This is a genomic window from Streptomyces arenae, assembly GCF_022343545.1.
GTDB classification, from domain to species: Bacteria; Actinomycetota; Actinomycetes; order Streptomycetales; family Streptomycetaceae; genus Streptomyces; species Streptomyces humi.
Genome location: NZ_JAKQYH010000008.1, coordinates 144,817 through 158,175, shown reverse-complemented (window position 1 = coordinate 158,175; position 13,359 = coordinate 144,817). Strand labels below are relative to the sequence as shown.

At 71.3% G+C, this 13,359-nt stretch carries 12 protein-coding genes; 8 read left to right on the top strand and 4 right to left on the bottom strand.

What is annotated here, in order from left to right; translation table 11 throughout:
- From cysD to MB828_RS04690, 6 genes are all read left to right on the top strand, one after another.
- The coding region (gene cysD, locus MB828_RS04715) for a sulfate adenylyltransferase subunit CysD (protein WP_301647042.1) at positions 1-620 on the top strand (620 nt) is incomplete at its 5' end.
- Positions 621-622: 2 nt separating this feature from the next.
- Positions 623-1,960, top strand: coding sequence for a sulfate adenylyltransferase subunit 1 (locus tag MB828_RS04710; protein WP_301647041.1), 1,338 nt, complete (start codon positions 623-625; stop codon positions 1,958-1,960).
- Between the two features lie 231 nt (positions 1,961-2,191).
- Complete coding sequence (locus MB828_RS04705; RefSeq protein ID WP_301647040.1) at positions 2,192-3,301, top strand: aliphatic sulfonate ABC transporter substrate-binding protein; 1,110 nt, start codon at positions 2,192-2,194, stop codon at positions 3,299-3,301.
- Between the two features lie 35 nt (positions 3,302-3,336).
- The gene (locus tag MB828_RS04700) at positions 3,337-4,122 is read left to right on the top strand and encodes an ABC transporter ATP-binding protein (RefSeq protein WP_133027636.1); all 786 of its coding nucleotides are present in this window, start codon (positions 3,337-3,339) and stop codon (positions 4,120-4,122) included.
- The gene (locus tag MB828_RS04695; protein ID WP_301647039.1) at positions 4,109-5,008 is read left to right on the top strand and encodes an ABC transporter permease; all 900 of its coding nucleotides are present in this window, start codon (positions 4,109-4,111) and stop codon (positions 5,006-5,008) included. The genes MB828_RS04700 and MB828_RS04695 overlap by 14 nt, the downstream gene beginning before the upstream one ends.
- A 5-nt stretch (positions 5,009-5,013) precedes the next feature.
- Positions 5,014-5,754, top strand: coding sequence for a sirohydrochlorin chelatase (locus MB828_RS04690; RefSeq protein WP_301647038.1), 741 nt, complete (start codon positions 5,014-5,016; stop codon positions 5,752-5,754).
- 184 nt (positions 5,755-5,938) lie between these two features.
- Here the strand turns inward: MB828_RS04690 and MB828_RS04685 are convergent, their stop codons facing one another.
- Positions 5,939-6,481, bottom strand: a complete 543-nt coding sequence (locus MB828_RS04685; RefSeq protein WP_301647037.1) for a DUF1697 domain-containing protein — start codon at positions 6,479-6,481, stop codon at positions 5,939-5,941.
- Positions 6,482-6,864: 383 nt separating this feature from the next.
- Between MB828_RS04685 and MB828_RS04680 the strand changes: the two genes are divergently transcribed.
- On the top strand, positions 6,865-9,126 hold the full coding sequence (locus tag MB828_RS04680; protein WP_301647036.1) for an MMPL family transporter: 2,262 nt from the start codon (positions 6,865-6,867) through the stop codon (positions 9,124-9,126).
- Between the two features lie 107 nt (positions 9,127-9,233).
- Here MB828_RS04680 and MB828_RS04675 read toward each other — a convergent pair whose 3' ends face one another.
- From MB828_RS04675 to MB828_RS04665, 3 genes are read right to left on the bottom strand one after another with little or no spacing between them, the layout of a single operon-like run.
- A complete protein-coding gene (locus MB828_RS04675; protein ID WP_301647035.1) occupies positions 9,234-10,511 on the bottom strand; it encodes an ABC transporter substrate-binding protein in 1,278 nt (425 codons plus the stop codon).
- Complete coding sequence (locus tag MB828_RS04670) at positions 10,511-11,344, bottom strand: carbohydrate ABC transporter permease (protein WP_133027642.1); 834 nt, start codon at positions 11,342-11,344, stop codon at positions 10,511-10,513. Before MB828_RS04670 ends, MB828_RS04675 begins: the two co-directional genes overlap by 1 nt.
- Complete coding sequence (locus MB828_RS04665; RefSeq protein ID WP_430381327.1) at positions 11,341-12,258, bottom strand: carbohydrate ABC transporter permease; 918 nt, start codon at positions 12,256-12,258, stop codon at positions 11,341-11,343. Before MB828_RS04665 ends, MB828_RS04670 begins: the two co-directional genes overlap by 4 nt.
- Before the next feature lie 197 nt (positions 12,259-12,455).
- Between MB828_RS04665 and MB828_RS04660 the strand changes: the two genes are divergently transcribed.
- Positions 12,456-13,319, top strand: a complete 864-nt coding sequence (locus MB828_RS04660) for an aminoglycoside phosphotransferase family protein (RefSeq protein ID WP_301647034.1) — start codon at positions 12,456-12,458, stop codon at positions 13,317-13,319.
- The last annotated feature ends 40 nt before the right edge of the window (positions 13,320-13,359 follow it).

Below are 13,359 nucleotides of genomic sequence, written 5' to 3'. Positions count from 1 at the left end.
ACATCGACCGGGGAGTGCTGCGCGAGCGCCCCGACGGCACCCGCAACCCCCTCCAGACACTGCCGCTCACCGAGAAGATCCAGAGCGAGCGCTTCGACGCCGTGTTCGGCGGCGGCCGCCGCGACGAGGAGAAGGCCCGCGCCAAGGAACGGGTGTTCTCACTGCGCGACGAGTTCTCCCAGTGGGACCCGCGCCGCCAGCGCCCCGAGCTGTGGAACCTCTACAACGGCCGGCACGCCCCCGGCGAACACGTCCGCGTCTTCCCGCTGTCCAACTGGACCGAGCTGGACGTCTGGCAGTACATCGCCCGCGAGGGCATCGAGCTGCCGGAGATCTACTTCGCGCACGAGCGTGAGGTGTTCCAGCGGGCCGGGATGTGGCTGACGGCCGGCGAGTGGGGCGGCCCGAAGGACGGCGAGACCGTCGAGAAGCGCCAGGTCCGCTACCGGACCGTCGGCGACATGTCCTGCACCGGCGCTGTCGACTCCGACGCGACCACGCTGGACGCCGTGATCACGGAGATCGCCGCGTCCCGGCTGACCGAGCGCGGCGCCACGCGTGCCGACGACAAGCTCTCCGAGGCCGCGATGGAAGACCGCAAGCGCGAGGGGTACTTCTAGAGATGAGCACGACCACCACGGAACTCGGTCTCGAGGAGACCACCCTGTTGCGGTTCGCGACCGCCGGTTCGGTCGACGACGGCAAGTCCACCCTCGTGGGACGGCTGCTGCACGACTCCAAGTCGGTCCTCACCGACCAGCTGGAGGCCGTCGAACGGGCCTCCGCCAGCCGCGGCCAGGACACCCCGGACCTCGCGCTGCTCACCGACGGGCTGCGGGCCGAGCGCGAGCAGGGCATCACCATCGACGTGGCCTACCGCTACTTCGCCACCCCGAAGCGCCGGTTCATCCTCGCCGACACCCCCGGCCACGTGCAGTACACCCGCAACATGGTCACCGGCGCCTCCACCGCCGAACTGACCGTGATCCTGGTCGACGCCCGCAACGGCGTGGTCGAGCAGACCCGCCGGCACGCCGCGATCGCCGCGCTGCTGCGCGTCCCGCACGTGGTGCTCGCCGTCAACAAGATGGACCTGGTCGGCTACCAGGAGCCGGTCTTCGCGGGGATCGCCGAGGAGTTCACGGCGTACGCGACCGAGCTGGGCGTCCCGGAGGTCACCGCCATCCCGATCTCGGCGCTGGTCGGCGACAACGTCGTGGAGCCGTCCGCGAACATGGACTGGTACGGCGGCCCGACCGTCCTGGAGCACCTGGAGACCGTCCCGGTCAGCCATGACCTGGCGCACTGCCACGCCCGGCTGCCCGTGCAGTACGTGATCCGCCCGGGGACCGCGGAGCACCCCGACTACCGGGGCTACGCCGGTCAGATCGCGGCCGGCACGTTCCGGGTCGGCGACCCGGTCACGGTGCTGCCGTCCGGCCGTACGACGACGATCTCCGGCATCGACCTGCTCGGCCGGCCGGTCGACACGGCGTGGACGACCCAGTCGGTGACGCTGCTGCTCACCGACGACATCGACGTGTCGCGCGGCGACCTGATCGTGCCGACGAAGGACGCCCCGGCGACCACCCAGGACGTCGAGGCGACCGTCTGCCACGTGGCCGACCAACCGCTGACCGTCGGCCACCGGGTGCTGCTGAAGCACGGCACGCGCACGGTCAAGGCGATCGTCAAGGACATCCCGTCCCGGCTCACCCTCGACGACCTGTCCCTGCACCCGCACCCGGGGCAGCTCGTCGCCAACGACATCGGCCGGGTGAAGATCCGTACCGCCGAGCCGCTGCCGGTCGACTCCTACTCCGACTCGCGCCGCACCGGCTCGTTCATCCTGATCGACCCCGCCGACGGCACCACGCTCACCGCGGGCATGGTCGGCGAGTCGTTCGCGTCCCCCGAGCCGGTCAAGGACGAGACCGAAGACGACGGCTGGGACTTCTGACATGACGACGACCGACGTCTACTCGACGTTCGCGAAGGAGGGCGGCCGCGTCGGCAGCGGTGACCTCGGGAGCGGGCAGGGCGGGGTGGCGCGATGTGTGTGCTGACGTACGCGCACTGCCTGCGCGCCCTGGCCCCCCACCCGACGTCCCGGATGCGACGAAGACCTGCCGACCTCCCGGCCACGACCTGAAAGACCGTGACCGCCGGGCCAACGAGAGGAAAGCCTCCCGTGCCTGCCAACCGCTCACAGTTCCTTCGCCGCGGCATAGCCGTGGTAGCCGCGCTCCCGCTTCTCACGCTCGCCGCTTGCGGCTACGGGTCCGACTCCGACAAGAGCGGCACCGCCAAGGTCGCCACCGGGGCCAAGAAGATCGACGGTCTGGACTCCGTCAAGATCGGCTACTTCGGCAACCTGACCCACGCGACCGCTCTGGTCGGCATTCAGAAGGGCTTCTTCCAGAAGCAGCTGGGAGCCACCACGGTCAAGCCCGCGATCTTCAACGCCGGCCCGTCCGAGATCGAGGCCCTCAACTCCGGCTCCATCGACATCGGCTGGATCGGCCCCTCCCCGGCGATCAACGGCTACACCAAGTCCAACGGCACCGATCTGAAGATCATCGGCGGTTCGGCGTCGGGTGGCGTGAAGCTGGTCGTCAACCCCAAGAAGATCAAGTCCCTGGCGGACGTCAAGGGCAAGAAGATCGCGACGCCCCAGCTGGGCAACACGCAGGACGTGGCGTTCCTCAACTGGATCGCCGACCAGGGCTGGAAGGTCGACGCGCAGAGCGGCAAGGGTGACGTCACGGTCGTCCGCACCGACAACAAGATCACCCCGGACGCCTACAAGGCGGGCTCCGTCGACGGCGCCTGGGTGCCGGAGCCGACCGCGTCGAAGCTGGTCGCCGAGGGCGCGAAGGTCCTGCTGGACGAGTCGTCGCTGTGGCCCGACAAGAAGTTCGTGATCACGAACATCATCGTCTCGCAGAAGTTCCTCAAGGCGCACCCGAAGGTCGTCGAGGCCGTGCTGAAGGGCTCGGTCGAGACCAACAAGTGGATCAACGCCAACTCGGACGAGGCGAAGACCGCGGCGAACAAGCAGCTGGAGATCGACTCCGGCAAGGCACTGCCCGCCAACGTCCTCGACTCGGCCTGGTCGTCCATCAAGTTCACCGACGACCCGCTGGCCTCCACCCTCAACACCGAGGCCCAGCACGCCGTCAAGGCCGGTCTGCTCACCGACCCGCTGCTCAAGAACATCTACGACCTGACGATCCTCAACAAGGTGCTGAAGGCCGAGGGCGCGAGCACGGTCAGCGCCGCCGGGCTCGGCAGCAGCTGACGCCGGTCCCGACGAGATCCCAGGAGGTGACGACCATGGCCACGACCACGACACTCGCCAAGGCCGACGAGTCGGTCGAGTACTCGGCACGCCTTGAGCATGTCTCGAAGTCCTTCGCGACTCCGGGCGGGCAGCAGCTCGTCCTGGACGACATCAGTCTCGATGTCGCGCCGGGTGAGTTCGTCACCCTCCTGGGGGCCTCGGGCTGCGGCAAGTCCACGCTGCTGAACCTGGTGGCGGGGCTCGACCGGCCCACCGCGGGCTCCATCGCGACGGACGGGCGGCCCGCCCTGATGTTCCAGGAGCACGCGCTCTTCCCGTGGCTGACCGCGGGCAAGAACATCGAACTCGCCCTGCGGCTCAGGGGGGTTCCCAAGAACGACCGCCGTGCCAAGGCCGAGGAGCTGCTCGCACTGGTCCGGCTGAACGGCGCCTACGACAAGCGCGTCCACGAGCTGTCCGGCGGTATGCGCCAGCGGGCGGCACTGGCCCGCGCGCTCGCCCAGGAGAGCCGGCTACTGCTGATGGACGAGCCGTTCTCGGCCCTGGACGCCATCACCCGGGACGTGCTGCACGACGAGCTGACCCGGATCTGGGAGGAGACCGGCCTCTCCGTCCTGTTCGTCACGCACAACGTGCGCGAGGCGGTACGGCTCGCGCAGCGGGTGGTCCTGCTGTCCTCCCGCCCGGGCCGGATCGCCCGCGAGTGGGAGGTCGGCATACCGCAGCCGCGCCGCATCGAGGACGCGCCCGTGGCCGAGCTGTCCCTTGAGATCACCGAAGTCCTGCGAGGGGAGATCCGCCGCCATGGCCAGCAGTGAGACGAAGACGCCGGGGACGGCGGCCACGGTCGGCGCCGAGCTGGCCGGCATCGAGGCGGGCCTGGACGCGCTGGAGATCGCCGTCACCGGCCGTGCGCCCTTCCGCCAGACCTTCACCAGCAAGATCCTGCCGCCGATCATCGCGCTCGCCGTGGTGCTCGTGGCCTGGACGCTCCTCGTCCCGGTCGTCGACGACCCGTCCAAGCTGCCGTCGCCGGCCGCGGTGGGCGACACGTTCAAGGACGCCTGGCTCAAGGGCGACCTGCTCGGCTACATCTGGACCAGCGTCAGCCGCGGCCTGCTCGGCTTCCTCTTCGCGCTGGTCATCGGCACCCCGCTCGGGCTGCTGGTGGCGCGGGTGAAGTTCGTGCGGGCGGCGATCGGCCCGATCCTCTCCGGCCTCCAGTCGCTGCCGTCGGTGGCCTGGGTGCCGCCGGCCGTGATCTGGCTGGGCCTGAACAACTCGATGATGTACGCGGTGATCCTGCTCGGCGCGGTCCCCTCCATCGCCAACGGCCTGGTGTCCGGCGTCGACCAGGTGCCGCCGCTGTTCCTGCGGGCCGGCCGCACCATGGGCGCGACGGGCGTGAAGGGCATCTGGCACGTCGTCCTGCCCGCGGCGCTGCCCGGCTATGTGGCGGGCCTGAAGCAGGGCTGGGCGTTCTCCTGGCGCTCGCTGATGGCGGCGGAGATCATCGCGAGCTTCCCCGACCTCGGGGTGGGCCTCGGCCAGCTCCTGGAGAACGCGCGCACCGCCAGCGACATGGCCATGGTCTTCGAGGCCATCATCCTGATCCTGTTCGTCGGCATCGCGATCGACCTGCTGATCTTCAGCCCGCTGGAGCGCTGGGTGCTGCGCAGCCGCGGCCTGCTGGTGAAGAGCTGATACCCATGCGCACGAAGCCCGTTCTCCTCGTCATCGCCCACGGCAGCCGCGATCCGCGGCACGCCGCGACCGTCCACGCCCTGGTGCGCCGGGTGCGGTCGCTGCGGCCCGGGGTGCGCGTGGAGACGGGCTTCCTGGACTTCAACCTCCCGTCCGTGCACGGGGTGCTGGAGTCACTGGCGGCGGAGGGCGTCCGTGACGTCGTGGCCCTGCCGCTGCTGCTGACGCGTGCGTTCCACGCGAAGGCCGACATCCCGGCCGTCCTGAGGGGCGCGCCGCCGCAGCTGCGGATCCGGCAGGCGGAGGTGCTGGGCCCGTCCCCGCTGCTGGTGTCGGCCCTGGAACGGCGGCTGTACGAGGCGGGGCTGACCCCCGCCGACAAGTCCTCGACCGGGGTGGTGCTGGCCTCGGCGGGGTCCAGTGACCCGGAGGCGATCGCGGTGATCGCCGACCTCGCGCGACGGTGGCGGCGCACCGGCTGGCGTGCCGTACGGCCCGCGTTCGCCTCCGCTGCCCTCCCCCGCACCGAGGACGCGGTACGCGAACTCCGGGAACTGGGTTGCGCCCGGGTGGCGGTGGCCCCGTACGTCCTCGCCCCCGGCTTCCTGCCGGACCGGATCGCCCGGGGCGCCGCGACGGCGGACGTACTGGCCGAGGTACTCGGACCGGCCCCGGAGGTGGCGCGGGTGCTGCTCGAACGGTACGACGCGGCATGCCTGCCGGCGCTGGCGGCCGTCGGGGCCTGACGGGTCCGTGTTCGCGGTCCGGCGCTCCCCTGTCCGTCGGACCGCGAACAGCCGGCCGGCGGCGGGCTCCTGGGAGCGCTCGCTGCCGTGGCCGGCTCTTCTCTCTGCGCCGTTCGCGGCGAACGTGTCACACCTGGGGCTTTACCGGTTCGCTTGCCAACGACTTGCCCGTATTGGGTGGTTGTCAGCCGGTCAGCTCGACCAGCTTCAGTACCGTGTTCCAGTTCCGGGTCGTCGCGATCAGCCCCTTGTTGATGCGGGGCCGGGACAGTGCCTCCGCCAGCTTGGAGCGGCCGAGGCCGTCCGGGGCGTACAGGTACAGCGCGCGGTCGCCGAGGCGGAACTCCTCGGGGTGGTGGGCGGCCGGATCCAGGTCCGCGAAGCGCTCCGGGGCGAGGGGCCCGGAGAAGTAGGTGACGTGCAGTTGCCTGGCCTCCAGTTCGGCGGCCGGGAACGGGCAGGCCTCGGCGACCGCCTTCAGATAGGCGTGGTCGCGGACGAGCACGTCGACCGAGAAGCCGAACCGCCCCTCGATCGCCTTGGTCAATTCGGCGGCGAGCGACTCCGCGTCCCCGTGGCCGCACGCGAAGACGGCCTGGCCGCTCTGCAGGTAGGTCTGGACGGACTCGTACCCCAGCCCGGTCAGCAGCCCGCGCAGCTCCGCCATCGGGAGCTTCTTCCTGCCACCCACGTTGATCCCGCGCAGCAGCGCCGCATAGGTCGTCATTCGAACACCTTAGAACGGCCGTCGTGCCCCGTGGGGGTCGGCACGACGGCCGTACCGGGCAACCCGGACTGCCCGAAACTCTGGCCGATCGGACCGGCCCGGATCAACCTCTACACGCACCTGTGACTTGTTCAACAAGGTTCCGCAATCACAAAGAGGATGCACGTCGTCGGAAGGGACACCCCTGATCATCACCCCCGAGACGGACCGAAAGATGTAAGGGCCCGACATCCTCCTCGGCGACGAGAACCGGCCGCCGTACTTCACCGGGCAGCACGAGGAGTCGCTCTTGCCGGGCCCATACCTTCGAAACGAACGAAGGAAGTCGTGAAGAGACCGTGGCGGCCGGGGCCGTCACCGCACACGAGGGGGGCGATCCCGTCATGGATCCCGTCAAGGGGCACGGAGCGACGCGGGTGCGGGGCCTGGCCGCCCGGGCCGGCGGCTGGAGCGCCCGGCACCGCTGGGCCGCCGTCGGCATATGGGTGCTGTTCGTGGTCCTGGCGATGGGGCTCGGCTCGGCGGCCGGCCGGGTCGACGTCGACGAGGGCGACCAGCTCAAGGGCGAGACCCACACCGCCGCGAAGATCATCGACGACGCGGGGATCAAGGAGCCGGCCAGTGAGACGGTGCTGATCCAGGCGAAGGGCACCTCGGTCAAGGCCACGGACGACGCGTTCAGGGCTGCCGTCGCCGACGTGGTGAAGGCCGTCGAGGGCACCGGCCGGGTCACGGACGTCACCTCGCCGTACGACACCCGGACCATCTCGAAGGACGGCCGCAGCGCGCTGGTCCAGTTCGACATGCGCGGTGACGCGGAGACCGCCGGCGACCGGGTCGGGCCGGTGCTGGACGCCGTGGCCGGGGTCCAGCAGGCACACGGCTCGCTGCGGATCGAGGAGATCGGCGGCGCCAGCATGAACAAGCAGTACGACGACGCCTTCGGCAAGGACTTCCAGCGGGCCGAGTACTCCGCCGTCCCGGTGGCCTTCGGGATCCTGCTGATCGCCTTCGGCGCGCTGGTGGCCGCGCTGCTGCCGGTCGGCCTGGCGATCACCGCGATCATGGCGACGATGGGCCTGATGGGCCTCGTCAGCCACCTCCAGCCGATGAGTGACACCGCCAACTCCGTGATGCTGCTGGTCGGCATGGCGGTCGGCGTCGACTACTGCCTGTTCTACCTGCGCCGGGAACGCGAGGAGCGGGACGCCGGCCGGGACGCGGGCGCCGCGCTGCGCATCGCCGCCGCCACCAGCGGCCGGGCGATCATCGTCTCCGGTGTCACGGTGTGCGTGGCCATGGCGGGCATGCTGTTCACCGGGCTCGCCGAGTTCGAGGCGATGGGACTGGCCTCCCTGATGGTCGTCGCGGTCGCCATGGTCGGCTCCGTGACCGTGCTGCCGGCGCTGCTCTCCCTGCTGGGCGAGCGGGTCGAGAAGGGCCGGATCCCCTTCCTGCGCCGCCGCGAGCGCCGGGGCGGCCGCGCCGAGAGCCGCTTCTGGACCGCCGTCCTGCGGGGCGTGCTCGCCAGGCCGCTGGTCTCCGTGGCCGTCGCGGTCGGCGCGCTCCTCGCCGTCGCCGCGCCCGCGCTCGGGATGAAGACCTCCCAGCTCACCCTGGACCAGGAGTTCGGCCACTCGCTGCCGATCGTGGGGACCTACGACCGGCTCAACGAGGCCTTCCCGGGCGGTTCCGAGCCCGCCGAGGTGGTCGTCAGGGCCAAGGACATCAACGCCCCCGAGGTGCGGCGGGCGCTGACCGACTTCCGGGAACGGGCGATCAGTTCGGGCGCCTCGCGCGGCCCGGTCGACATCAAGCTGCACGACGCCCAGAACGTCGCCCTGATATCCGTGCCGCTGGTGGGCGGCTCCGACATGGACAAGGCCGGCCAGAGCCTGCGCACGCTGCGCGACGAGGTGCGGCCGGCCACCCTGGGCCGGGTCGACGGGGTGCAGGCGCCCATCACCGGCTCGGTCGCGGGCAACGAGGACTTCAACGACCAGCTGATGGGCTCGGTCGTTCCGGTCTTCGCCTTCGTGGTCGTCTTCGCCTTCCTGCTGATGCTGCTGTCGTTCCGCTCGCTGACCGTGGCGATCACCTCGATCGTCCTCAACCTGCTCTCGGTGGGGGCCGCGTACGGCATCCTCGTCGCCGTCTTCCAGCACGGCTGGGGCGCCTCCCTGGTGGGCGCGGAGGGTGTCGGCGCGATCGTCACCTGGCTGCCGCTGTTCCTCTTCGTGATCCTGTTCGGCCTGTCGATGGACTACCACGTGTTCGTGGTCTCCCGGATCCGCGAGGCCCGGCTGCGCGGCCGGTCCACCAAGGACGCCATCCAGCACGGGGTGGTCACCACGGCCGGGGTCGTCACCAGCGCCGCCGTCATCATGGTCGCCGTCTTCGCGATCTTCGGCACGCTGTCCATGCAGTCCATGAAGCAGATGGGCGTGGGCCTGGCGGCGGCCGTCCTGATCGACGCGACGGTCATCCGGGGTGTGCTGCTCCCGGCGGTGATGGCGCTGCTCGGCGAGCGCAACTGGTACCTGCCGAGCTGGCTGCGGTGGCTGCCGGACCTGACCCACGACGAGTCGCCGGAGCCGGTGGCGCCGCCGGCGGCACGCGGCGAGCAGGACCGCCTGCCGGTCTGAGCACCGGCCCGCGGCGAGCAGGACCGCCTGCCGGTCTGAGCACCGGCCCGCCGCACAGGGTCCGCCGGCTCCGGTGAGCCGGCGGGCCCTGTCCCCTTCTTCGCCGGTCAGCGCTGGTAGCGGGCGAGCACCAGGTTGCCGTCCCGCTCCAGCCGGCGGCGGAGTTCGCCGAGGCCGATGGCGCCGCTGTAGTACTCCTGGAGGGCCGGGCCGGCCACCTTGTCCTTCCACTCGGGATAGCCGCGGACCGTCTGGGCGGGGGCCGGGCCCAGCTGTCCGGCGAGAGCGGTGCCGGTGGCCCAGCCGTACTCCGCGGTGTGCAGGGCCGGGTCCTTCAGGGCCTCGGCGCCGGTGGGCAGCATCCAGTCGCCGAGGGCGAGCCGGACCATGTTCCGCGGCCGCAGCAGGAAGTCCACGAACTCGATCGCTTCCTTCTTGTGGGGACTGTCCTCGGCGATCGACAGCGTCTGCGGACTGACCCCCTGGGCGAGCCCGTCGGCGCCGGCCGGGGCCGGCAGCACCTCCCAGTCGAAGCCCTTGGGCGCCTGCTGGACGATCTGCTGGCGGTAGGAGAAGCCGAGCGGGACCATCGCGTACTTGCCGCCGAAGAAGCCGGGCAGGGTGTCCGAGCCGCCGCTGCCCAGGGTGGAGCCGGGGGCGCTGTGGTCGACGCCGAGCTGGTCGTGGATCGTGCGCGGCACGACCTGGTCGGCGGCCTCGAAGCGGACGGTCACCGTGCCGTCGGCGGTCCGGTGGAAGAGCCGCCCGCCCGCGGAGAGCGAGAGGTTGAGGGTGGCGGAGACGGGTTCCTTGAGGGGCCAGGCGACGCCGTACCGGCCGGCGCCGCTGAGCCGCCGGGTGACCTGCCTGAACTCGGTCCAGGTCCACGGATGCGCGGGGGTCGGGATGCGCACGCCGGACCTGGCCAGCCAGGTCGTGTTGGCGATCAGGACGCGCGGCTCCTGGAGGAAGGGCACGCCGTAGAGGCCCTTGCCGAAGCGGGCCGTCCGCCAGCTGCGTTCGGGTATCGCGGACCTGAGCCGGGCGGGCAGCAGACCGGTCAGGTCGGCGAGGTACCCGCCGTAGGCGAAGTCCGCGAGGTCGTCGGAGGCGTCGTGGATGATGTCCGGCGCCTCACCGCCCTCGAAGGAGGTCAGCAGCTGGTCGTGGACGCTGTCCCAACTGCCCTGCACGTACTCGACCTTGACGTCCGCGTGGGTGGCGTTCCACTCCTTCACCAGTTCCTTGTTGGCGGCGACCGACTCGTCCTGCCAGGCCAGCGACTGGAAGCGGAGGGTGATGGGGCCGCCGGTCCCGCGACCGGCCGAGCAGCCCGCGATCAGCAGGAGGAGTACGACGACGGCCGTGGTCGCCCTGGCCCGCATCAGCTCTTCACCGCCCCGGCGAGCAGTCCGCCCGTGAGCCGCCGCTGCACGAGGGCGAAGACCAGCAGTGAGGGCAGGGTGGCGAGGAAGGCGGCCGCCGCCAGCGGGCCCAGGTCCGCCACGCCCTCGGCGCCGATGAAGTGGGTGAGGACGACCGGCAGGGTCTGTTTCTCCGGTGTCTTCAGCAGCACCAGCGCGAAGAAGAACTCGTTCCAGGCGGTGACGAAGGCGAACAGCGCGGTCGCCACGATCCCGGGTGCCAGCAGCGGCGCCGTCACCGACACCAGGGTCCGCAGCCGCCCGGCCCCGTCGACGGCCGCCGCCTCCTCCAGTTCGACGGGCACCGCCCTGACGTGTCCGACGAGCATCCACAGCGCGAACGGCAGCGCCCACACGACGTACACCAGCACCAGGCCGGCCAGGGAGTCGATCAGCCGCAGGTTCTTCAGCACCAGGAACAGCGGGATGATCACCAGCACGAACGGGAACGCCTGACCGACCACCACCCAGCCGGTGACCGCCCGGGAGAGCGCGGTGCGGCGCCGGGCCGTCACATAGGCCATCGGGGTGGCGAGGAGTACGGCGATCAGCGCGGCGCCGAGCGCGGCGAGCAGGGAGTTGAGGCCGGCGCGCAGCAGGGGCTGTTCGTCGAAGGCCTGCCGGAAGTTGGCGAGGGTGGGGTGCCGCGGGATCCAGGTGGGGTGCAGACTGCCCAGCTCCTGCGCGGACTTGAAGGCCGTGGAGAGCAGCCACAGGAGCGGGAAGGCCAGGAAGACGAGGTAGGCGATCAGGGCCGCGTACCGGCCGACACGGGTGCTGGTCCTGGTCCTCACGTGTCCTCGCCTCCCCGCAGCCGGCCCGCCAGGAAGACGGCGAGCAGCACCGCGATCACCGCGACCATCACACAGCCCATCGCCGCCGCGTACCCGAACTGGCCGTAGCGGAAGGCCTCCTCGTAGGCGAACAGCATCGGCAGCCGGGTCTTCCCGCCGGGGCCGCCGCTGGTCAGGACGTAGACCAGCGCGAAGGAGTTGAAGTTCCAGATCAGGTTGAGCGCGGTGACGGCCAGCGCGACGGGTCTGAGGGCGGGCCAGGTGACCGTGCGGAAGCGGCGCCAGGCGCCCGCGCCGTCCACGGCGGCGGCCTCGTGGAGTTCGCGCGGGGTGTTCTGGAGCCCGGCGAGCAGGGCGACCGTGGTCTGCGGCATCCCGGCCCAGACACCGACGACGATCACGGCGGGCAGGGCGGTGGCGAGGCCGCCGAGCCAGTCCCGGCCGTCGCCGAGACCCAGGTCGTGCAGGGTCTCGTTGAGGATCCCGGCGTCCGGGTTGTAGACCAGCCGCCACATGATGCCGACGACCACCTCGGGCATCGCCCACGGGACGATCGCGAGAGCGCGGGCCAGGCCGCGCAGCCGTAACTCCTGGTTGAGGAGGAGGGCCAGGCCCAGCGCGAGCAGGAACTGGGGCACGGTCACCCCGACGGCCCAGACCAGCCCGATCCGGAACGACTCCCAGAAGAGCGTGTCGTGCACCAGGTCCCGGAAGTTGAGACCGCCGATCCACCGTGTCGCCGTGGTACGGCCCGACTGGGCGTCGGTGAACGCCAGCATGATCCCGTAGAGCAGCGGGCCCACGCTCAGCACGAGGATCGGGATCAGGGCGGGCAGCACCAGGAACCAGGCGCCCCGGTCGGTGACCCTCGCGGCGGCGGCCGACCGCTTCACGGTCGCCGCGTCGCTGACCAATGCCACGTCTTCCCCCTTTGCGCGGCCTCCTCGGGCCTGGTCATGGTCGTGAAGGCGGGTGGTCCCGTCAAGGCACCGCGCACCACTGCCGACCTCCTTGGATGCGAGACTGACCGCCGGATGGCGAGAAGACGCCGCCGTGTGCACCCGCACAGTCACGGGGCAACGGGCGGCGGGAGCGGACACGGAGGCGGACGATGGACGAGGCAAGGGCGCGGGACGTACTGACCGCGGCGGATGTGCTGCCCGGCGCGGCGGCCGGCGCCTCGCTCCTGGCCCTGGGCGAGAACGCGGTGTTCGCCGCCGGGGACCTGGTGGTGAAGGTCGGCCGGGACGCCGAACTGCTCGGCCGGGCCCGGCGCGAGCTGGAGATCGCCGGCTGGCTGGCGGAGACCGGGGTGCCGGCCGTACGGGCCGCCGAACCGGAGGCGCGGCTCGTCGAGGGGCATCCGGTGACCGTGTGGCATCGGCTGCCCGACCCCGTACGCCCCGCCGAGCCGCGCGATCTGGCCGAACTGCTGCGGACCGTCCACGCACTGCCGGCCCCTCCCTTCGGACTGCCGTCCCGTGAGCTGCTGGGTGGGGTGGAACGCTGGCTGCGGCTGGCCGGCGACGCGATCGACCCCGCCGACGCCGCGTATCTCCGGGAACGCCGGGACGGTTTCGCGGCGGCCGCGGCCGCGCTGACGCCGCGTCTGACGCCGGGCCCGATCCACGGGGACGCGCTGCCCCGCAACGTGCACGTCGGACCGGACGGCCCGGTCCTGGTCGACCTGGAGACCTTCTCCGCCGACCTGCGCGAGCACGACCTGGTGGTGATGGCCCTGTCCCGCGACCGGTACGGCCTGCCCGCCGAGGCCTACGACTCGTTCACCGAGGCCTACGGATGGGACGTTCGGGAGTGGGAGGGATGCGGCGTCCTGCGCGGCGCCCGGGAAACGGCGAGCTGCGCCTGGGTCGCCCAGCACGCCCCGAGCAACCCGAAGGCGCTGGCGGAGTTCAGGCGCCGGGTGGCGTCACTACGGGAGGGCGACGAGTCGGTACGCTGGTACCCCTTCTGATGCTGACGGAGCGCCACTGAAGAGCGCCCCGAAGGGGCGC